The 25,425-nt window shown below is 41.9% G+C and carries 21 protein-coding genes; 15 read left to right on the top strand and 6 right to left on the bottom strand.

The window, feature by feature from the left end:
* The first annotated feature begins 109 nt into the window (after positions 1-109).
* Positions 110-508 carry a transcriptional regulator Spx gene (gene spx / locus DDV21_RS11295; RefSeq protein ID WP_067064532.1) on the top strand — a complete coding sequence of 133 codons (399 nt, stop codon included), beginning with the start codon at positions 110-112 and terminating at the stop codon, positions 506-508.
* Positions 509-697: 189 nt separating this feature from the next.
* Here spx and DDV21_RS11290 read toward each other — a convergent pair whose 3' ends face one another.
* Positions 698-1,159, bottom strand: a complete 462-nt coding sequence (locus DDV21_RS11290) for a DUF3021 domain-containing protein (RefSeq protein ID WP_116877803.1) — start codon at positions 1,157-1,159, stop codon at positions 698-700.
* Positions 1,160-1,550: 391 nt separating this feature from the next.
* Positions 1,551-1,991 carry a LytTR family DNA-binding domain-containing protein gene (locus tag DDV21_RS11285; RefSeq protein WP_116877804.1) on the bottom strand — a complete coding sequence of 147 codons (441 nt, stop codon included), beginning with the start codon at positions 1,989-1,991 and terminating at the stop codon, positions 1,551-1,553.
* A 302-nt stretch (positions 1,992-2,293) separates the two neighbouring features.
* On the opposite strand from DDV21_RS11285, the gene DDV21_RS11280 reads away from it, so the two are divergent.
* The 9 genes from DDV21_RS11280 to nrdG all read left to right on the top strand — a co-directional run bounded on the left by DDV21_RS11280 (position 2,294) and on the right by nrdG (position 10,275).
* Positions 2,294-2,563 (top strand): IreB family regulatory phosphoprotein, encoded by a 270-nt coding sequence (locus DDV21_RS11280; RefSeq protein WP_116877805.1) that lies wholly within the window; start codon positions 2,294-2,296, stop codon positions 2,561-2,563.
* Positions 2,560-2,979, top strand: coding sequence for a Holliday junction resolvase RuvX (ruvX, locus tag DDV21_RS11275; RefSeq protein WP_116877806.1), 420 nt, complete (start codon positions 2,560-2,562; stop codon positions 2,977-2,979). Before DDV21_RS11280 ends, ruvX begins: the two co-directional genes overlap by 4 nt.
* A 55-nt stretch (positions 2,980-3,034) precedes the next feature.
* The gene (locus tag DDV21_RS11270; protein ID WP_116877807.1) at positions 3,035-3,334 is read left to right on the top strand and encodes a DUF1292 domain-containing protein; all 300 of its coding nucleotides are present in this window, start codon (positions 3,035-3,037) and stop codon (positions 3,332-3,334) included.
* Between the two features lie 327 nt (positions 3,335-3,661).
* On the top strand, positions 3,662-5,239 hold the full coding sequence (locus DDV21_RS11265) for a DUF2079 domain-containing protein (protein ID WP_116877808.1): 1,578 nt from the start codon (positions 3,662-3,664) through the stop codon (positions 5,237-5,239).
* A gap of 109 nt (positions 5,240-5,348) precedes the next feature.
* On the top strand, positions 5,349-7,547 hold the full coding sequence (gene nrdD / locus DDV21_RS11260; RefSeq protein WP_116877809.1) for an anaerobic ribonucleoside-triphosphate reductase: 2,199 nt from the start codon (positions 5,349-5,351) through the stop codon (positions 7,545-7,547).
* Positions 7,548-7,782: 235 nt separating this feature from the next.
* Entirely contained in the window at positions 7,783-7,920 is a 138-nt protein-coding gene (locus tag DDV21_RS11835) for a hypothetical protein (RefSeq protein ID WP_162886325.1), read from the top strand.
* 28 nt (positions 7,921-7,948) lie between these two features.
* On the top strand, positions 7,949-8,905 hold the full coding sequence (locus tag DDV21_RS11255) for a Gfo/Idh/MocA family protein (RefSeq protein ID WP_116877810.1): 957 nt from the start codon (positions 7,949-7,951) through the stop codon (positions 8,903-8,905).
* An 11-nt stretch (positions 8,906-8,916) separates the two neighbouring features.
* The gene (locus DDV21_RS11250) at positions 8,917-9,417 is read left to right on the top strand and encodes a GNAT family N-acetyltransferase (RefSeq protein ID WP_116877811.1); all 501 of its coding nucleotides are present in this window, start codon (positions 8,917-8,919) and stop codon (positions 9,415-9,417) included.
* A gap of 243 nt (positions 9,418-9,660) precedes the next feature.
* Complete coding sequence (gene nrdG / locus DDV21_RS11245; RefSeq protein ID WP_116877861.1) at positions 9,661-10,275, top strand: anaerobic ribonucleoside-triphosphate reductase activating protein; 615 nt, start codon at positions 9,661-9,663, stop codon at positions 10,273-10,275.
* 143 nt (positions 10,276-10,418) lie between these two features.
* Here the strand turns inward: nrdG and yaaA are convergent, their stop codons facing one another.
* Positions 10,419-11,153 (bottom strand): peroxide stress protein YaaA, encoded by a 735-nt coding sequence (gene yaaA, locus DDV21_RS11240; protein WP_116877812.1) that lies wholly within the window; start codon positions 11,151-11,153, stop codon positions 10,419-10,421.
* Positions 11,154-11,274: 121 nt separating this feature from the next.
* Entirely contained in the window at positions 11,275-12,231 is a 957-nt protein-coding gene (locus tag DDV21_RS11970) for a helix-turn-helix transcriptional regulator (RefSeq protein ID WP_116877813.1), read from the bottom strand.
* A 209-nt stretch (positions 12,232-12,440) separates the two neighbouring features.
* On the opposite strand from DDV21_RS11970, the gene ptcA reads away from it, so the two are divergent.
* The 5 genes from ptcA to DDV21_RS11210 all read left to right on the top strand — a co-directional run bounded on the left by ptcA (position 12,441) and on the right by DDV21_RS11210 (position 19,836).
* Positions 12,441-13,454 carry a putrescine carbamoyltransferase gene (gene ptcA / locus DDV21_RS11230; RefSeq protein ID WP_116877862.1) on the top strand — a complete coding sequence of 338 codons (1,014 nt, stop codon included), beginning with the start codon at positions 12,441-12,443 and terminating at the stop codon, positions 13,452-13,454.
* A 300-nt stretch (positions 13,455-13,754) separates the two neighbouring features.
* Positions 13,755-15,113: an APC family permease gene (locus tag DDV21_RS11225; RefSeq protein WP_116877814.1), complete on the top strand. Its 1,359-nt coding sequence runs from the start codon at positions 13,755-13,757 to the stop codon at positions 15,111-15,113.
* Between the two features lie 455 nt (positions 15,114-15,568).
* Positions 15,569-16,666: an agmatine deiminase gene (gene aguA / locus DDV21_RS11220; protein ID WP_116877815.1), complete on the top strand. Its 1,098-nt coding sequence runs from the start codon at positions 15,569-15,571 to the stop codon at positions 16,664-16,666.
* 126 nt (positions 16,667-16,792) lie between these two features.
* Positions 16,793-17,758 carry a carbamate kinase gene (arcC, locus tag DDV21_RS11215; protein WP_116877816.1) on the top strand — a complete coding sequence of 322 codons (966 nt, stop codon included), beginning with the start codon at positions 16,793-16,795 and terminating at the stop codon, positions 17,756-17,758.
* Between the two features lie 332 nt (positions 17,759-18,090).
* Positions 18,091-19,836 carry an Ig-like domain-containing protein gene (locus tag DDV21_RS11210; RefSeq protein WP_241964679.1) on the top strand — a complete coding sequence of 582 codons (1,746 nt, stop codon included), beginning with the start codon at positions 18,091-18,093 and terminating at the stop codon, positions 19,834-19,836.
* 620 nt (positions 19,837-20,456) lie between these two features.
* Here DDV21_RS11210 and DDV21_RS11205 read toward each other — a convergent pair.
* Entirely contained in the window at positions 20,457-24,608 is a 4,152-nt protein-coding gene (locus tag DDV21_RS11205) for a glycosyl hydrolase family 28-related protein (RefSeq protein ID WP_116877817.1), read from the bottom strand.
* Between the two features lie 87 nt (positions 24,609-24,695).
* Positions 24,696-25,313, bottom strand: coding sequence for an LPXTG cell wall anchor domain-containing protein (locus tag DDV21_RS11200; protein WP_241964678.1), 618 nt, complete (start codon positions 25,311-25,313; stop codon positions 24,696-24,698).
* Positions 25,314-25,425: the final 112 nt, after the last annotated feature.

Raw genomic sequence — 25,425 nt, 5'->3', positions numbered from 1 at the left:
ACAAATATTAATTTTATGTTTCATTTTAAAAATAGGTCCAAAGACCTATGTTTTGTTCAGTGAACTATGTTACAATGTATCTATCATGGGATAGAAAGAGAGAATGAACATGATTAAAATATATACGATTTCAAGTTGTACGAGCTGCAAGAAGGCTAAGACTTGGCTCAATGCTCATCAACTTCCTTATAAAGAACAGAATTTAGGAAAAGAACCGCTGACTAAAGAAGAAATTTTGGCCATCCTTACTAAGACAGAAAATGGCATTGAAAGTATTGTTTCCTCAAAAAATCGCTATGCAAAAGCCCTTAATTGCAATATAGAGGATTTAAGTGTCAGTGAGGTTATTGACCTGATTCAGAATAACCCGCGTATTCTTAAAAGCCCAATTTTGATTGATGATAAGCGGCTTCAAGTGGGGTATAAGGAAGATGATATCCGCGCTTTTTTGCCGCGCTCTATTCGTAATGTAGAAAATACCGAAGCTCGTCTTCGTGCGGCTTTGTAAGTATACAGCAAACAAAAGGCTCATAGATCCTGCCTGTGAACTGCTCCCTGTTAAGTAGATAATGAAATCACAAAAGAATTTTTGTTTTTTCACTGTCCACTATATGGGGAGGATATCACCTGCAGGTTTATGAGCCTTTTTTGTATTGTTAAGGCTGTTATGAAAATACACATAGAAAGAGAGCCGTTTTTATTCCTCTTCCCCGTGTTCTTTCAATTTTTGATTGATGGACAGGATATCTCTTTTTATCATAAGGTAGTTGAAAGTATAGATAAGCAGATAAGTAAAGCTGACGCTAAGCAGCAGGGCAAGAAAGGCTAACCAAGAAGCTGAAAACCAGCGCAAATACCAAGCCGCTGAGAGAAGGGGGAAAATAATAAGCAGGTAATGCAGAATGCTTATTACTAAAAGATTCTGTTTATAGTGAGCAATCGTGAATAAATTGCCGGCTAATCCCTGACTGATACCCAATACTGCAAAGATTATAAGCTGCAGTCCTGCAGCGACTGTCTCTGAGGGGAACTGATCGATGAATGCAGGGAGTCCGAAGCTGAAATCTCTGCCTGTTACAAGGACGAACATAAAGTTAACAAGAGTGCCGATTCCCATACCGATAAAAGCAGAGGGGATGATTTGTTTTAATAATTTCATAGGTATCCTCCAATAAGGTAGAAAGGCCGTGAAAAACGCAAAAGGAAAAAATAGGCGGTAAGCCAAAAATCTATGATTTTGCAGGCACACCTCTGCGGGATGACTAGGGAGCGAGTTAGAACCCCAGACCATAATGTTCGACGTCTTGCTCCCGCAAAGCTTAGCAGACATTTTCAAGCTTTGAAAAAGCGACTAAAATGACGTTAGGCTACTGCCTCTTGTTATAGTACAAGCAATGATTTGGGAGGCTAGGATGTTTGCCTGCTTTCAGTCATCTACGGCTAGGGTTGTTTTGTAATATCCCCCGCATCGACAAGTTTCATCTTTTTCACTAGGACTTTAGGCTGTGTTTAGTTCAAAAATCAGGTAAAAACGACTTGGCAGTTTAGAGTTAAAGTCCCAATGCCTTTTTAAAGTTAGAAATGGAACGGCGGGAAACAAAACTGTTTTGTCCGGTTTTGAAGATGACCTGAATAGTGCCCTTAAAATTTAAATTAAGTTGCTTTATATATTTAAGATTGATGATTTCACTATGGGAAATTCTGATAAAATGTTTGGGAAGCATCTCTTCAAGCTGGTAGAGACGATATTTAGAACTATAGTTCGAGTGCGGGGTTTCAAAGAAAACTTTTTTGTTTTCTGTGTAAAACCGAATAATTTGTTCCGGTTTCACTAGGTAGATACTGCTGTTCCGGCTTCCGTAAAGGTAATCGCAGTCAGAGACTTGTTTTATAAAATCAATGATTCTTTGGTTCTTAGCATCGATGCGGCTGAGGTACATTTTAATTAAGGTCTCTTTGAAGCTTAAGTCTTTAATAATTTCAAGTTTCATTCCTGCTTGCCCCTCTCGTTTTTTTATTTAGTATAATTGATTTTGAAAGGATTTTCCAGAGAGCTGGGCTAGATGGTCGTTTTTCAATGCTAAGTGGTATTTAGTGTGTAGGCATCTCTGTTTAATCATTGTGTTCTTGAGCAAGAGCTGTTTTTCTGGAGTTTGAGGCAAAAAGCACTGCTTATTCTTGGAAAAACTCCATTTTAGCCCGGAAAAGCCTGTATTTCCAGTGTTAAAATCTTGTTTAATTGCTGGGAATACGTTATAATAAGGGGTAAAGTTATTAGAAAGAAGGTGTCAGTATGGGGTTTACAGATGAAACCGTCCGCTTCAATTTAGATGACAGTAATAAAAAAGAAATTAGTGAAACACTGACTGCAGTCTACCGTTCTTTAGAGGAAAAAGGCTACAATCCCATTAATCAGATTGTCGGTTACGTCTTAAGCGGAGATCCTGCTTATGTGCCGCGTTACAATGATGCCAGAAACCAAATTCGCAAATATGAACGTGATGAAATCGTTGAAGAGCTGGTCCGTTATTACCTTAAGGGAAATGGGATTGATTTGAAATGAGAATAATGGGACTCGATGTCGGATCCAAAACGGTTGGAGTAGCCGTCAGCGATCTTTTAGGCATGACAGCTCAAGGCTTGGAAATTATTAAAATTAATGAAAAGGCAGGGGAATTTGGCTTTGACCGATTAAGTGAATTAGTAAAAGAGTATAAGGTTGATAAATTTGTCATCGGTCTTCCCAAAAATATGAATAATACCAGCGGACCTCGTGTTACGGCCAGCCAAGCCTACGGCGAGAGGTTGGAAAAATTATTTAATCTTCCGGTTGATTACCAAGATGAGCGTCTGACAACGATGCAGGCAGAGCGTATGCTGGTTGAAGAAGCCGATCTCAGCCGCGGAAAGAGAAAAAAGGTGATTGATAAATTAGCGGCTCAGCTGATTTTGCAAAATTATCTCGATCGTAATTTTTGAAACTGAAAACAGTTTCCCCGACTTCAATTAAATGAATATGTTTAAGGAGACATAAATGACACATAAGCATGACCATGAGCATGAAGTGATTACTCTTGTTGATGAGCAAGGGAACGAAACTTTATTTGAAATTTTATTAACAATTGATGGGCAGGAAGAATTTGGCAAAAACTATGTTCTTTTAGTTCCGGCTGGCGCGGAGGAAGCTGAACAGGACGAAATTGAAATTCAGGCTTATTCATATACCGAAAATGAAGACGGGACAGAAGGGGATCTGCAGCCGATTCCGGAAGATTCAGAAGCTGAATGGAATATGATTGAAGAAGTGTTTAACAGTTTCTTAGATGAGGATTAGTGCGGAGTTCAGATTTATTCTATCAGCAACTGCTGTCAATTTTTGAGAAGAGCCCAGCTCTTTTTTTTATGCAGTGAAAGGCTGCTTAACCTTTTAGAGCCCAGACAGACCGTATTAATTTACGGGCTATGTTTTGAGATAAGACCGTTTGTTTGTGATAGATTATCTGTTTATAGAAAACTTAATTATTAATTGTTCAGATGCGGTTAGACTGGAACTGCTGTTAAACTTAGAGGATAGAGCTAATCAGCGGTTTTTTCTGATAAAATTGACTAAACCGCATATTTTGTTATACTGGAAGTAGACTAATCAAGGAGAAGTAAAGCAATGTCAAAAGAAAAAGCCCTGGCTGACAGAACATACAGCCGTGTCGGCCGCCGTGAGCAGAATGATTTGGAAAAAGAAACGGCGGTCAGGCCAAAGAAGCCAAGTACTAGGGTCTTAGGTAAACATAAATTCTCAATCTTACTCTTCAGTATCGTTTTGGCTGTGTGTACAGTGGCTCTTCCTTTGTTTACGGATTTAGCAAATAGTGTTCAATCGCAGAATCTCTACACCGGCTTGATGATGACTAAAGGGCAGCTTCCCTACAGTGATATCTTTGCAACGGGCGGTTTCTTTTACTATGTTTTAATTGCTTTCAGCTATCTTCTGGGCTCAACTGTTTGGCTGCTCCCTGTGCAGTTCTTAGCCATGTATATATCAGGCATTTATCTTTATAAGACGGTAAGGTTTTTGACAGCCAGTACAGAAGTTGCCTACTGTTTCATCTGTTTCTTCTATCTTTTAAACGGGACACTTGGCTTTGGCGGCTTGTACCCTGTTCAGTGGGCTATGCCTTTTGTACTGATCGGTCTTTGGTTTCTGACTAAATATTTTGCAGATATTACTACGGATGAAGCTTTTATTTTATACGGTTTTGCCGGAGCACTTTCAATCTTGTTTGAACCGCGGACATTAGTCTTTTGGGTGCTGTCTTTTGTAACAATAGCAGTCTATAATTTATCTAAGAGGCATTTGGCGAGAGGTTTTTATCAGCTTTTGTGTATTATTTTCGGGGTCATTTTAGTTATTTATTTCGCCGTTTATTTTCTTTTAAATCTGCAAATTTTGTCTTCCTACATTGCACAGGCTGTGATTTATCAATTTACTTTTTTTGCCAGCGGTAACGCTAATTTATGGCTGTCTTTGCTGTTTCAGGTTTTCTTAGCTTTGGCTTCAGGTCTTCTTTTGGGGGTCTTTGCCTTGCCTGGTCAGTTAAAGAGATACCCGGAAAACAAAGTCATTAAATGGCTGATTTGTCTTGTTTTTTTGGCTGAATTTACCATGCTTTGTCTGGTGCAGGATTTCCAGACCTATCATTTGCTGGGGCTGTTGCCTTTTGGGCTGATTTTAACAGCTTTAAGGGTTAATACTGTCTATCAGGCCAGACGCAGCTGGCACTCACATCGCCGTAAGAAAACAACAGGTGTCGGTAAAATCTTTGGTATTTTCCTTGGCCGGCACGCTTATCTGCCCTTGCTGGTCGCTTTGTTTGCTTTTGCTGTCCCCTTAGTATCCTATGCCATTAATCATAATGTCAATCAAGAACGGGAGACTGTTGCTGAGTACCTCAAGCAATCAGTGTCTGGTGATAATACCGTTTACGTGTGGGACAGGACGGCTAAGATTTATCTAACCGGAGAGTTGGCCAGCAGCTCACAGTTTTCGCTCCCGTCTGTTTATACAGCAAAAGCTGCCAATGCTAAAATTTTAGAAGATGAACTATTGCAAAACGGAGCCAGCTATGTTGTTGTTAATAACAGTCAGTCAATATCAGAAACGCTAAGAGATCATCTGCTTGCCAACTATGATGTGCTGAGTTTAGACGGCCTCTCTGCTTTTACGATTTATCAGATAAAATAGGCCAAAGTACAGGCCTAAAATCAATATATTGTGTCTAATTAAAAAAATTGGCACAACATATTGATTTTTTTTTTGCGCGTGTTATAATAGACGAGTAAGGAGAATAGACATGATTACACTGGAAAAAGAAAACATTGTGACTCAGCCAAGTATCAAAGTGATTAAGCGTGACGGCCGTTTAGTATCTTTTGATGCTAATAAAATTTATAGTGCTCTTTTAAAAGCCAGCAATAATGTGACAAAGATTTCACCGCTTATTGAAGCTAAATTAGAGGCTATCTCAGATCGTATCATGGCTGAGATTTATGAGCGTTTTAGTGATAATATCAAAATCTATGAAATTCAAAACATTGTTGAGCATGAACTGCTGGCTGCCGGAGAGTACGCTATTGCGAAGGAATACATTAATTATCGCACTCAGCGTGATTTTGAGCGTTCTCAGGCAACAGACATTAATTTTACGATTGATAAACTGATCAATAAGGATCAGACAGTTGTCAATGAAAATGCCAATAAGGACAGCGATGTTTTCAATACTCAGCGCGATCTCACTGCCGGTATTGTCGGCAAATCGCTGGGGCTGAAAATGCTGCCGCCTCATGTTTCAAATGCTCATCAAAAAGGGGATATCCACTATCATGATTTGGACTACAGCCCTTACACACCGATGACTAACTGCTGTTTGATTGACTTTAAGGGAATGCTTGCTAATGGCTTTAAAATCGGCAATGCTGAAGTAGAGAGTCCCAAATCAATTCAAACAGCGACAGCTCAGATTTCGCAAATTATCGCCAATGTAGCTTCCAGCCAGTACGGCGGCTGCTCTGCTGACCGCATAGACGAAACCTTGGCTCCTTATGCTGAACTGAACTATCAAAAACATCTTAAGGATGCTGAAGCTTGGGTCGTGGCAGATAAGCGTGAAGATTATGCACAGGCTAAAACAAAGAAAGATATTTATGATGCCATGCAGTCTTTGGAGTATGAAATTAATACTCTGTTTACATCTAACGGGCAGACACCGTTTACGTCACTTGGCTTTGGTTTGGGGACCTCTTGGTTTGAACGCGAAATTCAAAAGGCTATCCTCAATATCCGTATCAAGGGTCTGGGGAGCGAACACCGGACAGCTATTTTTCCTAAGCTGATTTTTACTTTGAAACGCGGTCTTAACTTGGAGCCAGGGTCACCTAATTACGATATCAAAGAATTAGCGCTTGAATGTGCGACAAAACGGATGTACCCTGATGTTCTTTCTTATGATAAAATCGTTGACCTGACAGGTTCTTTTAAGGTGCCTATGGGCTGCCGCTCTTTCCTGCAGGGTTGGAAAGATGAGAATGGAGCTGAAGTTAACTCCGGCCGTATGAACCTTGGGGTTGTGACTGTTAATCTGCCGCGTATTGCCATGGAAGCAAATGGTGATATGGATAAGTTTTGGGAAATTTTCAACGAACGGATGGCGATTGCTAAGGATGCTTTGGTTTACCGTGTCGAACGTGTTAAGGAAGCCACACCTGCCAATGCTCCTATCCTTTACCAGTACGGCGCCTTTGGACAGCGGCTCGGCAAGTATGATAATGTTGATGAACTCTTTAAACACCGCCGTGCCACAGTTTCACTCGGTTATATTGGGCTTTATGAGGTTGCTACAGTCTTTTATGGCGGCAATTGGGAAAATAATCCGGAAGCCAAGGAATTTACAGTCAATATTGTGAAGGCTATGAAACATTTCTGCAATGACTGGTCAGATGAATATGATTACCATTTCTCGGTTTACTCTACGCCTTCAGAAAGCCTGACTGACCGTTTCTGCCGTCTGGATCTGGAAAAATTTGGTTCAGTCGCTGACATTACTGACAAAGAGTACTACACCAACTCTTTCCATTATGATGTTCGAAAAAATCCAACACCATTTGAGAAACTGGATTTTGAAAAGGTCTACCCAGAAGCTGGGGCAACCGGCGGTTTCATCCACTACTGTGAGTATCCGGTTTTACAGCAGAATCCGAAGGCGCTTGAGGCTGTTTGGGATTATGCTTATGACCGAGTAGGCTACCTTGGTACGAATACGCCAATTGATAAATGCTATGAATGTGGTTTTGAAGGCGATTTTCAGCCGACTGAACGCGGTTTTACTTGTCCTAACTGCGGCAACAGCGACCCGAAGACAGTTGATGTTGTTAAACGCACCTGCGGCTATTTAGGAAATCCGCAGGCTCGGCCGATGGTGCACGGCCGTCATAAAGAAATTTCGGCCCGGGTCAAACATATGAACGGTTCAACGATTAAACACCCAGGTCAGTAAAGCGATTAGAAGAAAAAGATGAAGAGAGAGCGGAACGAAAATCGGTCAATTGTCGTAACATGATGCTTTCGATTTTACTGTTCCGCCTCCGCACAGCTGATTAGGGAGACCGCTATCCCTTGGGCAACAAGGGATAAGGACTTCTAATCAGTCACTGCGTCAAACTCATTTGTTTGAAAAGTAAAATGAGGCAGGACTTTTGTCCCAGCCTCTTCTTATCTCAAAAGGAAAAATTATGGGGAAGTATCAATTAGATTATAAAGGGATGCAGCAGGTGGAGCGCTTCCACGAGAAAAATGTGATGAAAAGGTTTGATAAGCACGCTCGTGTCAGAGAGTTGAGAGCACGTTTTTTGGCAAAAACTAAACAGTAATCCGCTCAAAAAGATTAGGAGGCCTGCTATGCTCAATATCGGAATCATTGGTCTGGGCAGTATTTCCCAGAAAGCCTATCTGCCTTATATGCGTCAGCTAACGGGTATCCGCTGGCATCTTTTCACCCGAAAAGCAGAGGTGCTGCAGGAGGCGGCTTCTCTCTTTGGCCAGGCTGAAATTTACGGTTCGTTAGAAGAGTTGGCGGCTGCTCCCTTGGATGGTGTCTTTATCCATACAGCGACCGAGGTACATTGGAAAACAGCGGAGCTTTTTCTTAAACGCGGTCTTCCGGTCTATATGGATAAACCTTTGACAGAATCTTATGAGAGCAGCAGAGCACTTTACAATTTGGCAGCAGAAAACGGTACTTTTCTCATGGCAGGCTTTAATCGCCGTTTTGCCCCCAGAGTTACTGAATTAAAGACCATTTCAAATAAGACCCGGATTATTGCCAGCAAAAATGACATCAATGCGCCGGCAGATTTCCAATATAAGCTCTTTGATCTCTTTATTCATCCTTTAGACACTGCTCTCTTTCTTATGGATCAGCAGCCGGTAAACGGCTGGTTTATCTGCAAAAAGCAAAATAGCCAATTGGTCCAGATTAAGGTTATCTTTGAGAGTGAGACGGAGCTTGCCGAAGTTTCTATGAATTTGCAGGCAGGTTCCCGTCAGGAAGTCATTGAGGTGCAGTCTCCGCAGGAGACACATACATTAATCAATTTATCTGAAATGACTGTTTATCAAGGGGATAAGTCTTACGGCAAATCTTTTGGTTCCTGGGATACAACCCTTTATAAAAGAGGCTTTGAGGGGGTCATAGACCGTTTTTTACAAGCTGTCCTAGATCATAAAGAAGAAGGTGCGATTGTTTTTAAAAATCCTGTTACTGAGCAGTCAAGCCTGCTCAGTCATTGGATTTGCGATCAAATCAACCGTTCCGAGCATAGTTTTGGGTGCCTCAGTATGACTTTGCCGGATTAGAGGAGGACTGTATGCAGTTAAGGCGACCAAGTTCAGCCGATAAGAAAGCTGTCCTTGATTTAATGGCGGAATTTAACCAAACAGCTGCCAGCCATGATGGCGGTTTTTGGGATAATGAGCATTTCGACTACGATAGTTGGCTGCAGAATAACTTAGACAGTGAAATGGGGATTAATATTCCAGATCATTTTGTACCGGCCATTCAGTTCGTTGCTTTTGATGCTTCGGGCCGGGCTTTAGGTTTTCTGAATCTGCGGCTGCGTCTCAATGACAGCTTACTTATTGAGGGCGGCCATATCGGTTATTCTGTCCGCCCGTCAGAGCGCGGGAAAGGCCATGCTAAAGAGATGCTGCGATTAGGATTAACAGAAGCCAAAAAGAAGAATATTAGCTCGGTGCTGCTGACATGTGACATAGCGAATGAAGCCAGCCGCAGAGTTATTCTTGCTAACGGCGGTGTCTATGATGATACTAGAGGAACTGCTGAGCGTTACTGGATTGAGCTGGAATAAAATACGGCAAGAGAAAAGGTTAGGCAGCCGGCTTTGCCTTATCCGCTGCTGGCTGATAGAATTGAACATGGCCTAAGAGCTATGCAAAAAGAGACGCAATCGTAGGAAGCGCAAGCCGACGTACGAGTTTGGCTGCTCTGTGAGCATAAAACTTCCTAGGAATTAACATTTTTTGTCAGTTTTCCTATTTTTGCTGTGAGCTTTTCACGGCCTTTGTATTTTGGTGAATGGGGGGGTGTTGAGGTGAGTGAAGCAACGTGGAATACGCCGAAACCGAAAGAATGGAAATCAGAAGAATTAAGTCAGGGGCGTATTATTGATTATAAGGCCTTTAATTTTGTTGACGGTGAAGGGGTTCGAAATTCATTATATGTTTCAGGATGTATGTTTCACTGTCAAGGGTGTTATAATGCGGCAACCTGGTCTTTTAAAGCTGGTATTCCTTATACGGAGGAACTTGAGGAGCAGATCATGGAAGATTTGGCCCAGCCTTATGTTCAGGGACTGACTCTTCTTGGCGGTGAACCCTTTTTAAACACGGGAATCCTTTTGAAACTGATTAAACGTGTCCGGCGGGAACTGCCTAGCAAAGACATCTGGTCATGGACGGGATATACTTGGGAAGAGCTGATGCAGGAAACTCCAGATAAACTTGAAATGCTTAGTTTAATTGATATTTTGGTTGATGGCCGCTTTGATATTAAGAAAAAAAATCTTATGCTTCAGTTTCGCGGCTCTTCTAATCAACGGATTATCGATGTTCAAAAATCGCTGCAGACTGGGGAGGTTGTTATCTGGGATAAACTTAATGACGGTCAGGAAAATTTTGAACAGGTCAGCCGAGATAAGCTGATCTAACCTGACAAGACAGGATCTAACTGTGACTTTATCCACAGTTTGTTGATCGATTCGTTTTTTAAATTTGTTGAGAACAGCAAACACTGAAAAGCAAGCTCCATATACAGCTTGCTTTTCAGTGTTTTTTGATGCTTTTGACTGCGCTAATGTTTATGTGCTGCTGTTTTGACAAAAACAAGCGTCCGGCCGGCTGTGGATAAATCAGGCCGGTAAGCGAAACCATGGAACTGCAGTTCTTTGATGTCCTGAACAGTCTGGCAGTCTTCTTTGAGTGCTTGGCTTAAAAACTGTCCCCGTGCTTTTTTTGAGATAGTTGCATGTTTTTTTAACTGCCCCTCTTTTTCCTCCATAAATTCCAGAGTAATGAACCGTTTTCTTTGCTCTGGCGAAAAAACATCTGCGAATTCGGCTGACAGCAGTGAAATAATCAGTTCTTGTTTATGGGCAAAATGGTCATAATCTTCACGCCAGTAACTTTTCAAAGAGTGTCCGTGCATTTTTAACTTATGACTGAAGTCTAAACGGTGGGGGGCAATCGGCCGATCTGCCGGAATGATGCCGTACAGTGCTGAGGCAATATAGACTTGCTTTGTTAGTTTCTGTTCAGGGATAGCATCAGTTTCAATATGCCGGTACATCAGCCCGTTAAATAATGTCAAAGCAGGATAGGCCGCCGCCTGTCCTGTTTTTAAAGCCTGCAAACGTTCAAATTCAAGAGCCGCAGCTGTTGGCTTGATATTATAGAAGTCCGTCAGTTCTTCAACTGATTTTTGACAGAGTTTTTGAATGAGGGGTCGGGTTTTATTTGGGACAAAGTGTGGATAAGTCTGGCCTGAAAACTTCATTTCTTTTGCAGTAGGAATTAGGTATGTTATCATATTTCCATTATAAAAACCTCCGACAGGGCTTGTCAAGTATGGGGCTTGCAGGCTTATTTGAAAAGATAGCTGACTTACGCTATCATATTTTGGCAGTAAAAGTCTGTCTGTATAAAAGCAGTCAGTCTTTCAGTTTTTGGCAGTATGTCTGATAAAAATCATCAATAGCTTCACGTTTGTTGACATTAAGCTTTACATAAATGTTGTGGATATGAGTTTTGACAGTTCCTAAAGATAAAAAGAGTGCATCCGCTATTTCCTGATTATGCCGATGTTCAAGAAGTAAAAGGAAAATCTCTTTCTCCCGTTTGGTGAGCTGGTAATCTCGGCAAAAAGCATCAATGTAATATTTTGCTCTTTCTTCTTTATCGAGTTTCCTTCTTTCCGTTTGTTTATGATGAGGGTAATCTCTTATGAGATAGGCAATCGTAATGATAGAAACAGAAACAGAAAAAAGATCTTCAGAAAAATTACGATTTTGAATGCGCATAGCCAGTTTGTCATAGTTATCAATGTTAAAAATAACAAAACTGTCTTCCAGTAAAATCAAGAAGGCAAACAGCATCATCACCAGAGCAGCTTTTTTTAAATATTTTTGACTGATTTGATTGAGAGGTTTTGTATTTCTCGGAACAGCCTGAAGTCCGCAGTAGGCTAAAAACAATTGATTGGGGAGATAATAAAGGAAGACCTGTGTTTGTGAGCTGGGGAAGAGCGGCATAATCAGCATCCAAATCATATTTACTGTTAAAAGAACATAATCAGCAGCCCAAACGTTCTCCTGCTTCAGTAATCTGATGGTATAAATCATGCAATAGTTTCTGACCAGAAAGGTAACCGTTTTAATCAGAGGAAGTCCAGAGAAAGTCTGATTATAGTATCTCTCAAAGGAAGCAATGAGCTCTGTCATAGAAATAATCCAATTATCCAAGGTGAAAAAAATAAAGAAAACAGTTAGAGCCAGTAAACCTTTTTTGATGTGCTGACTCTTTTCAAAAAGAAAATTGTGGAAACACAGGGCTAATGTTGTTGTATAGAGAATAGTAAGCAAAAGATTGTAAATGTAAATCAAAGTCATATAGTATCACCCCCTATCCTTTACTATCTAAATTATATCATAGACGAATAAACTCTTTAGGTTGAACCTTATAAACCTCGGTCTAAACCTTTTATAAACCCTTATTCAGGGCTTGTTTTTTTATACGTTAAGATTAGAACGCAAAGATTATTGTAAACGTTTTCTTTTTAGGGATATAATTGCTGCAAAAGAAGAATAAGGAGACGGACATTATGAAAAAAACGGATTATATCACCACAGAATCGTTTAGCAAAGAAGAACTGCTCAATATAGCAAACTTATCCCTTAAGATTAAGGCTTGTATTGAAAATGGCTATTATCCGCCTTTGCTTAAGCATAAAACTCTCGGCATGATTTTTCAGCAGTCCTCTACTCGCACTCGGGTTTCATTTGAAACAGCGATGACACAGCTGGGCGGGCATGCTCAGTATTTAGCTCCAGGGCAGATTCAGCTTGGGGGCCATGAAACCATTGAAGATACAAGTACTGTTTTATCCCGTTTAGATGATATTTTAATGGCGCGTGTAGAGCGCCACCAAAGTGTCGTCGATTTAGCACGCTGTGCATCTGTCCCGGTTATTAACGGGATGTCTGATTATAATCATCCAACTCAGGAACTTGGTGATTTATGTACAATGCTGGAACATTTACCAACCGGCAAACAGTTAGAAGACTGTAAAGTTGTTTTTGTAGGTGATGCAACACAAGTCTGCTTTTCAGTCGGTTTGATGACGACTAAAATGGGGATGGAATTTATCCATTTCGGTCCTAAAGGTTTTCAGTTAAATGAAAGGCATCAGGCTATACTGGACAGTATCTGTGCTCAGTCAGGGGGGAACTACGCGGTTACGGACGATGAGGAGGCTGTTGTAGGAGCGGATTTCCTTTATACCGATGTTTGGTACGGCTTATATGAAGCGGAACTGTCAGAAGCGGAAAGGATGCAGATTTTCTATCCTAAGTATCAAGTGAATGAACAGCTCTTGGCTAAGGCTGGAGATCAATGCCGTTTTATGCACTGCCTGCCTGCTACCCGAGGTGAAGAGGTCACAGACCAAGTTATGGATGGTCCGCAGTCTATTTGCTTTGAACAAGCAGGGAACCGTTTGACTTCAATTCGCGGCTTATTGGTTTACCTAATGAGAGATTTTGCTCAAAAAAATCCTTATGATACAGACAAGCAGGCGAAAGCTAAATTAGAATTAGAGGACCTGTTATCATAGGTAATAGAAAGACAGCAAAAAAGGGAGCGAATCCGAAAGTCTCTAGATTTCTTTGACTTGTTAAAAGCGGACCCTGCAGCGGTTTGCTGGATTCTTCGCTTCTTTTAGTAGAGGTTTTTAGAATCTGGTTCGTTGTACGGGAAAAGGGAACAGCATTATTTAAGCTCTAGTATGAAGACCGGGGCAAGAGACAGTTAATTTCTTATGACATACTGATTGCTGTTTCCTCTTGTATGCTTTACCCGAGACTGTTTGAACTGTTTTGCTTCCTTTCTTATAGCTGCTGGAAAGGACAATTTTATGGTAGAAAAGAAAAAATTTAGCCTGTTTAGCGCTGTACTTTCTGTTATCTGTGTCGTTTTTGTTGCAGAAGCAGCTGCCCCAGTAGCTGCAATAGGAAATTCCCAGTTTTTTTGGTGGATTTTTCTTTTGCTGGCTTTCCTTCTTCCTTACGGTTTGATTTCTTCCGAGCTGGGAACAAGCTATATTGGAGAAGGGGGCATTTATGACTGGGTAACCAAGGCTTTTGGCCATCGGTGGGGATCGCGTGTCTCTTGGTATTACTGGATCAATTTTCCACTCTGGCTGGCTTCTTTAGCCGTTATGACACCCGGTTTGCTGACAACCATTACAGGTTTTCGTTTTACAACCCTGTCTGCTCTTGTACTGGAGCTGCTTTTTATCTGGCTTATCGTATGGATTAGTTTTTATCCGGTGAGTGACAGTATTTGGATTTTAAATGGAGCAGCGCTTATTAAAATGATTTTAGCCTTGCTGGTGGGCGGACTGGGACTTTACGTTGCCTTCACGAAAGGTATGGCCAATGAGATGACTCTCCGTTCTCTGCTGCCCTCTTTTAATATCAACAGCCTGTCTTATATATCAGTCATCATTTTTAACTTGCTGGGCTTTGAGGTTATCTGTACATTTGCAGATGGTATGGAAAATCCTAAAAAACAAATTCCTCAGTCTATAATTGCAGCTGGCTTAGTTATCGCTGCTATCTATATTTTTTCGGCCTTTGGCATCGGGGTGGCCATTCCGGTTGACCAAATTTCAACAAGCAGCGGGATGATGGACAGTTTTCAGCTGTTAACAGGGTCAAGTACAGGCTGGTTTATTATCTTAATGGCTTTCTTATTCTTGTTAACCCTTTTTGGCAATATGATTTCTTGGTCATTAGGGGTGAACAATACGGCTTCCTATGCTGCCCAAAATGGAGATATGCCAGCTTTCTTTGCTAAAAGAAGCTCAAAAAACGATATGCCGATCGGTGCAGCGATTGCTAACGGAGCAGTAGCCAGCCTTGTGGTGGCGGTAGCCCCTTTGCTGCCTAATCAGGACTTATTTTGGTCGTTTTTCTCGCTGAATCTGGTTATGTTTTTGCTTTCTTATGTTCCAGTATTTCCTGCATTCTATAAACTTCGGGAGATTGATCCCGATCATCCTCGTCCTTTTAAAGTGGGCGGCGGGAAAAGTTTGCTCAAACTACTGGTTGCTGCTCCTATGCTTTTAATTATTATTTCACTGATTTTTACAGCTCTGCCTTTATCTTTTACTGCTGAAACGTTGGCGGAGCAGCTGCCGGTTACTATCGGTTCGGTTATTTTTATTATGATAGGAGAAGCGATCATTGCTGTTAAAAAAATAAAAACTTAATCTGTATCAAATGAAGAATGGCCTAAACGCTGCGGGAGTGAGGGATCCTGCCATTTGAGGCTTAGCCAGTCGTAGATGACTGAAGGCTTTGTCGTCTTAACAGCCGACCGCACCCTTCTAGTCATCTTGGCAGGGGTGCGTCTGCGAAATCATAGATTTCGGACTTACCGCCTATTTTCTCTTTGCGTTTTTAACGGCCTTTGTATCTTGGTGGAATTGAACACGGCCTAAACGCTGTGAGAAAAAGATAGCTTGTCCTAGAGCCTTGCGGCTCTTTGTCCAGTCTCCTATTTTCTCTTTGCGTTCTTCACGGCCTTTGTATCTTGGTGGAATTGAACACGGCCTAAACGCTGTGAGAAAAAGATAGCCTGTCCTAGAGTCTTGCGGCTCTTCGTCCAGTCTCCTATTTTCTCTTTGCGTTCTTCACGGCCTTTGTATCTTGGTGGAGGTATGTTATGGCAAAACGTATATTAAAGACAACTCCTAGGCAGGATGGCTTTCGGATGCCGGGAGAATTTGAAAAGCAGCAGCAGGTCTGGATGATCTGGCCGGAACGGCCGGATAACTGGCGTAATGGCGGTAAGCCGGCTCAGATAGCCTTTGTTAATGTCGCCAGCGCAATCAGCCGTTTTGAATCTGTCACAATGTGTGTCAGTGCTGATCAGTATCAGAATGCCAGAGCCCATCTGCCCGAAGAGGTCAGGCTGGTTGAAATGTCTTCAGACGATGCTTGGGTAAGAGACTGCGGTCCTACCTTTCTTGTCAATGATAAAGGTCAGCTTCGGGCTAACGACTGGGTTTTCAATGCTTGGGGCGGATTAGTAGACGGTCTTTATTTTCCTTGGGACAAAGATGACCAAGTGGCGCAAAAAATTTGTGAAATTGAAGGGATAGATTCTTATCGCACAGATAATTTTGTTTTGGAGGGCGGGTCTATCACTGTAGATGGTGAGGGCACTCTGATTACGACTGAAATGTGCTTGCTGAGCGAAGGACGCAATCCCCATATGAGCAAAGATGCTATTGAAGAAAAACTGAAAGAGCATTTAAATCTTGAAAAAATTATTTGGATAAAAGATGGAATAGACCCTGATGAAACAAATGGCCACATTGATGATGTTGCTTGCTTTATCAGACCCGGAGAAGTTGCCTGTATCTATACTGAAGATCAAGATCACCCATTTTATCAGGAAGCACAGGCAGCTTACAGAACATTAATGAATGCTGTTGATGCAAAAGGCCGCAGACTTAAGGTGCACAAACTGTGCGTAACTCAAAAACCTTGCTATCTTAAAGGGGCAGATACCATTGACTTTGTCGAAGGGACTTTGCCGCGTAGGGAAGGAGAAGTTTCAATAGCTTCTTATATGAACTTTTTGATTGTCAATGGCGGTATTATTTTACCGCAATACGGTGATGAAAATGACGATTTAGCTATGAGGCAGGTAGCTGCAATGTTTCCGGATCATGAGGTTGTCGGTGTTAGAACAGAAGAAATTGCTTACGGCGGCGGCAATATTCATTGTATCACGCAGCATCAGCCTAAGGTTTAAACATGATCTGCTGTCCTTTGGGGATAAACGGGTCAGTATTTATATTTTAAGAGCAGAAAGAAAAAGGAGACAAACGCACTTGTTTTCCCTTTTCTTTATTATAAAACTAAAAAGAGAGAAAAGATTATGGTGAAACGAAGAATCGTGATTGCTTTGGGAGGAAACGCTATTTTAACTGCAGACAGTTCAGCTCAGGCCCAGCAAAGAGCTCTGGCTGATACAGCCAAACATCTGGTGGCATTTATTAGAAACGGAGATGATATTGTTATTACACACGGGAACGGCCCGCAAGTTGGCAATCTTCTTCTGCAGCAGTTGGCTGCGGATTCTCCTGAAAACCCAGCCATGCCTCTGGATACCTTAGTGGCTATGACAGAAGGTAGTATCAGCTACTGGCTGCAGACAGCGCTGATTAATGAATTAAACCGTCAGGGTCTAAAAAAAGAAGTTGCATCAGTTGTAACAGAAGTCGTGGTCGATTGGGACGACCCGGCCTTTGCTGCCCCTTCAAAACCGATTGGCCCTTTTTTATCTGAAGAAGAAGTGCGGCACCAGCAGAAGAAGAGCACAGAAGTTTTCAAGGAAGATGCTGGCCGAGGCTGGCGCAAGGTCGTTCCTTCCCCAAAGCCGGTCAGTATCAGAGAAATTACTACTATTAAGCAGCTTCTTGCTGCTGAAACTGTCGTCATTACAGCGGGCGGCGGCGGAATTCCGGTTGCTGAGGACCCGGAAACAAAAACTCTGACGGGTGTTGAAGCAGTTGTTGATAAAGACTTTGCTAGCGGTTTACTGTCAGATCTGATTGCAGCTGATGTATTTGTTCTTCTGACCGGTGTGAGCCATGTCTATATCAATTTCAACACCCCTCGGCAAAAGCAGCTTGGAACAGTAACAACTGACGAAATGAATGCTTATATAGCAGAGGGTCAGTTTGCTGCAGGCAGTATGCTGCCTAAAGTTGAAGCGGCTGTAGCTTTTGTCCAGTCTCATCCCCAGTCACGGGCTGTCATCACTTCCCTCGATAATTTGGGCAATATTTTTACAGGTTCAGGGACAGTTATCGTCAATAAAAAAAGCTCGCCTAATCTATAGTTCTTGCAGTGCTGTACGGACATTCATGAAGTAAATTTAGCATCATGTTTATCAGTTTTTTCTGTAAAGAATTCTGCCTAAAACATTAGCAGATATAAGGATTGTGTACATAAATTCGCCAGATTTGCTCTTACCTTGCAGATAAATACCGGGAAACGCCTGTCTTTTTTATCAGAGTTAATTTCTTAGAATAGATGAAGAATCTTTACATTAAAGTAAATAAAGAAGTCTGAGAATATTGACAAAAACCTTTAATTGAGATATAATTTTAACGCTATGTACAGGTGCTGTGCAAGGCGGTATAACAGTAATAAACATGAATAAAGAGGTTTATGATGAAAAAAAGAAAACTAATAGGAACAATCGTTTCCTTATTGTTGGCAACAGTGTTTCTCGTTGCTGGCCTCTGGCTAAAAGAACACCAGGTTTCAGCTGCGGCACAGGATAATGTGATCACATCCCTGAGTATCACTGATGAACGGGGGGCTGTTTTGGATCACGGTCTTAACAGATATGAGAGATTCAGAATTAATGCTAATTTCAGTCTGCCCAACGGTCAGGTAAAAGCTGGTGATACAACGACAATGAATTTACCGGCTAATCTGGCTTTTGGCGACTCGAAAGCATTTGAAATCCGGGATACAGATGGCAATCTTGTAGCTAATGCAGTGATTGATCCATCCAGTAGACAGGTTGTTCTGACTTATACAAATTATGTAGAAACACATTCAGACGTAACTGGTTCATTCTTTTTCTATGTTTATATTAACCACAATGTGGTGACACAGGCAGGGACAGTTCCAGTTGTGTTAGATATAGAAGGAAGAACATTTGATGCAGGCTCTGTAGAGTATAATGGTGTCGGGGAGGCAAGACAGACAACATTAACAAAATCAGGCTGGATCAGTTCTGACGATGTCATTCACTATCAAGTACCGATTAACCGTGCTGGAGTCGGCCTTCTATCAGCTGTTGTGACCGATAGTTTACAGTCCGTTGGAGTCAGCTATTTGCCTGAAACGTTTAAAATTGAAAAAGGCACTTGGGTGGCACAGAATGGCAGCTGGGTCTTTCAAAATGGTGTTGACGTTACTAGTGAGTTTACAGTTAATTATACTGAAGATGGCAGTGGTTTTTCGGTTAATTTAGGAGACATCAATGCGGAAGATGGCTATTATATCACTTACGATGTTGTGCCTTCCTATAAACCGGCAGACGGTGAGAACTTTTTCAACAGGGCTACACTGGTAGCAAATGGAACTGAACTGGCTCGTGTCAATTATCGGGAAACCTACAAAGAAGCTGGTGGCAGTGCAGAAGGTTATGTTTACTCTATCAACCTGCATAAAGTATCTGCTGATGGCGGTTCGCTTTCAGGAGCTGTATTTAGAGTCACGCGCGATGCTAATGGTGAAGTTGTTGGTGATTTCACAACTGATTCGGAAGGCAATGTGACCATTACCAGACTGCTGAAAGGGAACTATACGATTACAGAGATACAGGCACCTTCAGGGTATCAAACCTTAGCTGATCCTATTAAAATCTCAGAAAGTGATTTTGGCAGCGATAAATCTGTTTCAAGGGATGTTGTCAATGAGCCTGTTGTAACAACCACGACAACAACTACCACTACGACAACAACCTCTACCACGACAGAAAGTCCGACGACCACGACAGCAGCGCCAACCACCACAACAGCGGCTACTACAACAGAAAGTCCGACGACCACGACGGCGGCGCCAACCACCACAACAGCGACTACTACAACGGAAAGTCCGACGACCACAACAGCAGCGCCGACCACTACAACAGCGGCTGCCACAACAGAAAGTTCAACGACAACAACGGAAGAACCAACAACTCTGACTACGACTCCAGAGGAAACAACTCCACCTGCCGGTAGCCAAGAATCGAGCACTAGCACGACACCTGCTCCGGTTACAAGTGGTGATAAAGGCAGCAAATCTAAGAAAAAACTGCCAAGCACAGGTGATCAGGAAAATACAGTTGTTATGTTAGCAGGTATCACTGTTCTCTCTGTTGCAGGGTTATTCTTTGCCGGCCGTAAAAAAGCTTAGTTTAAAAGCGCAAAATATTAAAAAATGAGAATCTGAGTTAATCTCGGATTCTTTTTTATGAGCAAATCGGAATAGAAAGGTCACATTTCTATCGATAGGAAGTGTTCTGTTTTTTTCCTAAAAGAGATCCATTCTCATTGGAATATAGTTATATAATTAAAGAGAATTGGATAATTTCCTTTTTTATAAAACATACTTCTAAGGACTTAACGTGTGTATCTCTCTGATATACGAAAATTAATAGTTAGTTAAAAATCTGAAATTCGACCTTTTTTTATGGATAACTAATTTAAGCACGAAACATTCTATTTTTTGGAGTTCATACAGCAGTTAATGTTTTAACTATCCTGTTCTTAAAATTCTCGCTTGCGGGTTTCTGCTCAAACTTGTTCAATTCACTTAAGAAATGAAAGCAAATCCTATGTGGTTTGGTTCTATAAGAGTTTTATTCTTATGTTAGACAACATTATCCACCATCTAGAAAAACTATTAGAAGAAATATTTGATATTCATTTTTTGATCGTGTCAGAGATATAAATTAATTTTTGACTTTAGTTTGATATAAAAAAAGACTTAATTCTACATGTTATAGCATACAGAGTTAAGTCTTTATAAATGTTTTATCGTTGGTTTTTAGTGAATAAAGTAGTTACCTTTTTTGCAATAAAAATACAATAATTGAAAAAAAGAAGCAGACTGGCAATCAAAGTAGTTAGAAAAGAGGACTTTCCCTCGCTATCTCCCGTATTTGGTAACTCTTCAAATTCGTTGAGTTTACCATTAGAGACTGTCGGTGTGAATTTTTTGCTATCATTTTTAGCTGCAATAAGGAGAGCATCTTTAGGAGAAGCAACCTGAGTAGTAGTTTTATTCTCAGCAGAAATGACTGTTTCAGAGGACGATTTTTGAGTTTCTTCTGTTAGTAGTGTATCTACAGTTACATTTGCAGAAGTAGAACTTTCTATAGAGGGTTTGAGTTGTTCCTCTATCGTTTTATCTGCATCTTCATTTCCTGCCATATCCTCGGTAGCTTTTGTGTCGTCAGATATTGTGTTTTCATCGACATTGTTATATTCTATCCAAGCAACATTGTGTGTTATGCTAGAACCTATTTTATTACAAATAGGCTCTTTGGTTTCTTTATCTACGATATCAAATTCAATTGTCCACGGATCAGTGGATTCATCTGTACCGTTATATTCTAGCCACAATGCTTTATTTCCTATTTGTGCAGGAGCATAGAAGTATCCATCTAATCCATCTTCCCACACGATATCTGTGTAGCTCTGCACCTTAACGTTTGTAGGGACCTTTATGCGATACATATAATTGGATAAATCAGTATCCACATCTTCAAAACCAGACCAACTTAATTGATATCTTAATGTGGCTATATCTTTCATATTCCAAGACAAACCTTCATAATGGCTCATCAATACAATACCAAGTCTATCGGTTAATTTTAATATATTTTCATACCTATGCCTATCAGCATAATCTAAAGAATCTGGATTCCAATATGAAATTGGACTAATATATCTTGAACCATTTTCTAGATCGTTCCCTGAAGGCATTTTTTTATTTTGCCATTCTATCATCGCTTCAATTACCCAATCGCTAGGAACATCTTTATAAGGAGATTGTGCTGGCATACCATCACGTCTAGGTCCATTGATAATTTCTCCATCAGATAACCATAGATGATCTATATTCATTGAATCGGCTTTGGCCAGTACATCATTAATATTATCTTTTGTAATATTATATACGACATGCCACAAGCGGGAGCTATCAGCATGTGCCAGTGCCATATTATCCGGATGCACATCGGAGGTCAAATATTTTTCTGCTGTTCCTTCAAATGTGATTAAAACATCAACATCTAGGTTTAACACTTCATCAGATACTTTTTCTCCTGGATTCCCAACAATAAAAAAGTCTTCACCATAAATTTCACGAATGCTATCCACTAAATCTTTATACCATGGAACTGTCGGACGCCACCAATTTCCCAATCCGGATGTGAAAGTGTCTAAAAAGACACCGTCCATTAAATCGCCATAAATTTTTTTTGCCGTAGCTATTTCGTTCAATATAAATTCTTTCGTATAGTCGGCTGCGTTCGTAATACCTAATTCTTCAGCTATCTCTGGATAATTGACTAGTCCGTGCACTGTGTTAACGTAAGGTAAAAACTTACGACCACCTTTATTTTTTATTATTTCCGCTTGTTCAATATATGCCGGATCTGTTGCCCCCCATTCACCAATATAAGGAATCAGTGGGTCTTCAGAATAGTTGCCCATATCACTGCGTGAAAATACTATGCTGGTAGTGGTAGCTGTTTCAGAGGCATCACATGGTTCTGTCTCAGTATTGTCTCCATTTTCATTATCTGATTGAGGAATAATAGGATAACTAGGATCATCTTGCACCTGCAAGACGAACGTTTTAGTATAAATTCTATTTGCTTTATCAGTTGCAATTACTTGTAGAGTGATAGTATCTTCATTAACATACTCGACTTTCTCGTTTTCTTTCAGTTTTAGTATACCATCAGCAGTCACTTCAAAACGTGCATCGCTCACGGTGTAGGTGTGTGTGTCGCCGATATTGGGGTCAAGCGTGGTCAGCTGCCCCACAATGGCTCCTGTCTGCCCTTCTGCCAATTTGTCGCCGGAAAGCGTGATTCCCTGCGGCGCTATATTTTTGGAAGGAACCACTTCCAGTGTAAAGGTTTGACTGTAGCTGGCGCCGAACGGGTCTGTGGCGGTAATCGTCAGGGTAACGCTTTTTTCGCCGGCGTAGTCAAGGTATTGCCCCTCTTTCAGGCGTAGAGTGTCCCCGTGCACGATTTCAAAACGGCTGTCGCTGACGGTGTAGGTGTGGGTGTCGTTCGCATCGGGGTCGGTGGTTTTCAGGTTGCCTGCTAGCTCCGCCTGATAGGTATCGCCGTGGATGACCAGCGGCGACAGGTGGATGCCGGTCGGCGCGCTGTTGACATAGTTCACCGGCTGGGTGGCGGCGCTGAGCGCCGTTTCGGCATTGCCCGCCTTGTCGGTAAACTGCACCTGCACGGTAATGGCCTTGCCGCTGTCGGCATCGGTCGGTACATAAGTGGACTGTGTCGCGCCGTCAATGGGCGCGCCGTCGGCAAACCACTGGTAGGAAATGGCGGAGGACGGAACCAGCACGGCCTTATGCACGTTCGGCTCGCCGTAGTCGCCATCATATACCTGTGCGGTCAGGGTTTGCCCTGCGTGCGCTATGCCGCGGATATAGACCGCTGGTTTATATGCGTTGTTTTCGACGGTATTGCTGCCGCTGCCGGTGCTGTCGACAACATTGCCGCCGTAAATCGTATTGTCCTTGACGGTGACGTTCTGCGTCGCGATATGGGTGCCGTTTTGCAGTCGGATGCCGTAGTGGAGGCGATCGTTCGGATTGTACTGGTTGACGCTGTGATCGTTGTAAATGGTGTTGTCGGCAATAAGCCCGCCTTCCAGCCCGACCAGGTTGACGTCGACCTTGTTGTCCTTCAAGGTATTGTTGACGAAAGTGACGTTCTTGATCGAAGCGCCGCGCCAGTGGTTGCCGACGACAAGACCATAATAATTACCCGTAAACACGCTGTCGCGTATTTCCACATCGCTGACCTGGTCTGTTCCCCTGTCGGGCTCGATATCGATACCTGCACGCGGATCCGTTCCGTCGGCATTGCTGAATTCGGAGTTCAGTATCTTGATGTTCCTGCCGCTGACGATGGACAGGCCCTGACGGCGGTTGTGGTCGGAAACAATGCGGTAAAACGTGATGTTTTCACTGCCGCGTTCTATCCTGCTGTGCCCTTCCGACACAAAAAAGCCGTCGCCCCAGAATTCTTTGGCGGTTACGTTTTCAACAACCACATTGGTAGCATGCGCAATGCGCACGCCGTATCCGGTCTGGCCTTCCTGCGAAGTATGGGTGTCGCGGTCGCCGATCATCGTACCGCCGATCACATGGGCATTGTCCGCGTTAAAGATGCTGATCAGGGCGTAAGCTTTCTCACCGTTGGGGATAGCCTGAAGCACGGTGTCGTCCGCCATGCGCAGGGTAACGTTGCTTTTCAGTTGCAGCCCTCCCCTGTACGTCTGATTCGGATCGATCAGATATTTCACGGTGTCAATCAGGTAGGTACCGGCGGGAATATCCACAATGCCGCCGCCCGTTGCAGCTGCAGTATCAATTGCTTTTTGAATTGCTGCTGTATCATCTGTTTGACCGTCTCCTACAGCACTATATGGGCTATCTTTGACATTAACAACAAAATCTGTAGCTGATGCGGGGACATGTGCCCCTAATTTGCTGTTTGTAATATTTACCTCTGCTAAAGTTTTTATATCACCAATATTGTTTGCATTGACTGATGTATCTGCTTCGGTTTCAGAGATCTGCAGTTCTTCCGAGTAGTTTTCTGTATCATTATTGACAGCTGATGTATTTATTTCTGGTAGATTTTGTTCCAACACAGCTTGTTCGTTCTCTATTGTAACTGTTGATCCATCATTATTTTCTTTTGATAAAATAATAGCCTCAGAATCATTAGCTGAATGTTCGTTATTACCATCTGCAGAAATAGTCTCTTGTATCATATTTGATGACTCTGTTCCTGTTGTTATGGAAGAGATATCTGTTGTTTCTGCAAAGATAGTGGAGGAGTTCAAATATAAAAGGACCGCCATATTAACTGTAATGATAAGGGCTTTGTTATTTTTTATAAAAACTTTCATTGTAATTTACCTTTCATACACGGTAATTATGGTTTTATAGCTAAAAAGCAAGTTGAGAAGGTGCTCTCAGCTTGCTTAGACAGTTATCTAACTATGTTTTTTGATAAAAAAGAAGTAACTGCCAGCTAAAACAATAATAATGAGGCCGAGAACTGTTAGGAAGAAACCTGCTCGTTCACCTGTATTTGGTAAACCTTTGTTTGAACCAGATTTACCGCCTTTATTATTAGCTCCTGTTGACACTGTAGTAGTCGCTTCCGTAGTAGTAGCTGCTTCTGTAGTGGTAGCCGCTTCCGTAGTAGTAGCTGCTTCTGTAGTAGTAGCCGCTTCTGTAGTAGTAGCTGCTTCTGTAGTGGTAGCCGCTTCCGTAGTAGTAGCTGCTTCTGTAGTAGTAGCCGCTTCTGTAGTAGTAGCTGCTTCTGTAGTAGTAGCCGCTTCCGTAGTAGTAGCTGCTTCTGTAGTGGTAGTCGCTTCCGTAGTAGTAGCTGCTTCTGTAGTGGTAGCCGCTTCTGTAGTGGTAGCCGCTTCCGTAGTAGTAGCTGCTTCTGTAGTAGTAGCCGCTTCTGTAGTAGTAGCTGCTTCTGTAGTAGTAGCCGCTTCCGTAGTAGTAGCTGCTTCTGTAGTGGTAGTCGCTTCCGTAGTAGTAGCTGCTTCTGTAGTGGTAGCCGCTTCTGTAGTGGTTGTTGTCTCTGCTTTATCAACCACTGTAACTGTTGCTCCCGTGAGCACAACATAAAAAATGCGACGTCAGCGGTTATTTTTAAGAAGATGTAAATGTATATTACCTTTTTGACATCAATAAATAATCTGCACTTTA

It is taken from the genome of Streptococcus chenjunshii (assembly GCF_003086355.1).
GTDB classification, from domain to species: domain Bacteria; phylum Bacillota; class Bacilli; order Lactobacillales; family Streptococcaceae; genus Streptococcus; species Streptococcus chenjunshii.
This window is presented reverse-complemented; position numbering and strand designations above follow the sequence as displayed.

Excerpts from the sequence above, each read along its gene's own strand:
- DDV21_RS11205 (WP_116877817.1), bottom strand. The coding sequence starts at position 24,608 with ATGAAAGTTTTTATAAAAAATAACAAAGCCCTTATCATTACAGTTAAT.
- DDV21_RS11280 (WP_116877805.1), top strand. The coding sequence starts at position 2,294 with ATGGGGTTTACAGATGAAACCGTCCGCTTCAATTTAGATGACAGTAAT.
- DDV21_RS11255 (WP_116877810.1), top strand. The coding sequence starts at position 7,949 with ATGCTCAATATCGGAATCATTGGTCTGGGCAGTATTTCCCAGAAAGCC.
- yaaA (WP_116877812.1), bottom strand. The coding sequence starts at position 11,153 with ATGATAACATACCTAATTCCTACTGCAAAAGAAATGAAGTTTTCAGGC.
- DDV21_RS11250 (WP_116877811.1), top strand. The coding sequence starts at position 8,917 with ATGCAGTTAAGGCGACCAAGTTCAGCCGATAAGAAAGCTGTCCTTGAT.
- DDV21_RS11210 (WP_241964679.1), top strand. The coding sequence starts at position 18,091 with ATGATGAAAAAAAGAAAACTAATAGGAACAATCGTTTCCTTATTGTTG.
- DDV21_RS11270 (WP_116877807.1), top strand. The coding sequence starts at position 3,035 with ATGACACATAAGCATGACCATGAGCATGAAGTGATTACTCTTGTTGAT.
- DDV21_RS11285 (WP_116877804.1), bottom strand. The coding sequence starts at position 1,991 with ATGAAACTTGAAATTATTAAAGACTTAAGCTTCAAAGAGACCTTAATT.
- aguA (WP_116877815.1), top strand. The coding sequence starts at position 15,569 with ATGGCAAAACGTATATTAAAGACAACTCCTAGGCAGGATGGCTTTCGG.
- DDV21_RS11835 (WP_162886325.1), top strand. The coding sequence starts at position 7,783 with ATGGGGAAGTATCAATTAGATTATAAAGGGATGCAGCAGGTGGAGCGC.
- DDV21_RS11970 (WP_116877813.1), bottom strand. The coding sequence starts at position 12,231 with ATGACTTTGATTTACATTTACAATCTTTTGCTTACTATTCTCTATACA.
- spx (WP_067064532.1), top strand. The coding sequence starts at position 110 with ATGATTAAAATATATACGATTTCAAGTTGTACGAGCTGCAAGAAGGCT.
- arcC (WP_116877816.1), top strand. The coding sequence starts at position 16,793 with ATGGTGAAACGAAGAATCGTGATTGCTTTGGGAGGAAACGCTATTTTA.
- DDV21_RS11290 (WP_116877803.1), bottom strand. The coding sequence starts at position 1,159 with ATGAAATTATTAAAACAAATCATCCCCTCTGCTTTTATCGGTATGGGA.
- nrdD (WP_116877809.1), top strand. The coding sequence starts at position 5,349 with ATGATTACACTGGAAAAAGAAAACATTGTGACTCAGCCAAGTATCAAA.
- DDV21_RS11225 (WP_116877814.1), top strand. The coding sequence starts at position 13,755 with ATGGTAGAAAAGAAAAAATTTAGCCTGTTTAGCGCTGTACTTTCTGTT.
- DDV21_RS11265 (WP_116877808.1), top strand. The coding sequence starts at position 3,662 with ATGTCAAAAGAAAAAGCCCTGGCTGACAGAACATACAGCCGTGTCGGC.
- ruvX (WP_116877806.1), top strand. The coding sequence starts at position 2,560 with ATGAGAATAATGGGACTCGATGTCGGATCCAAAACGGTTGGAGTAGCC.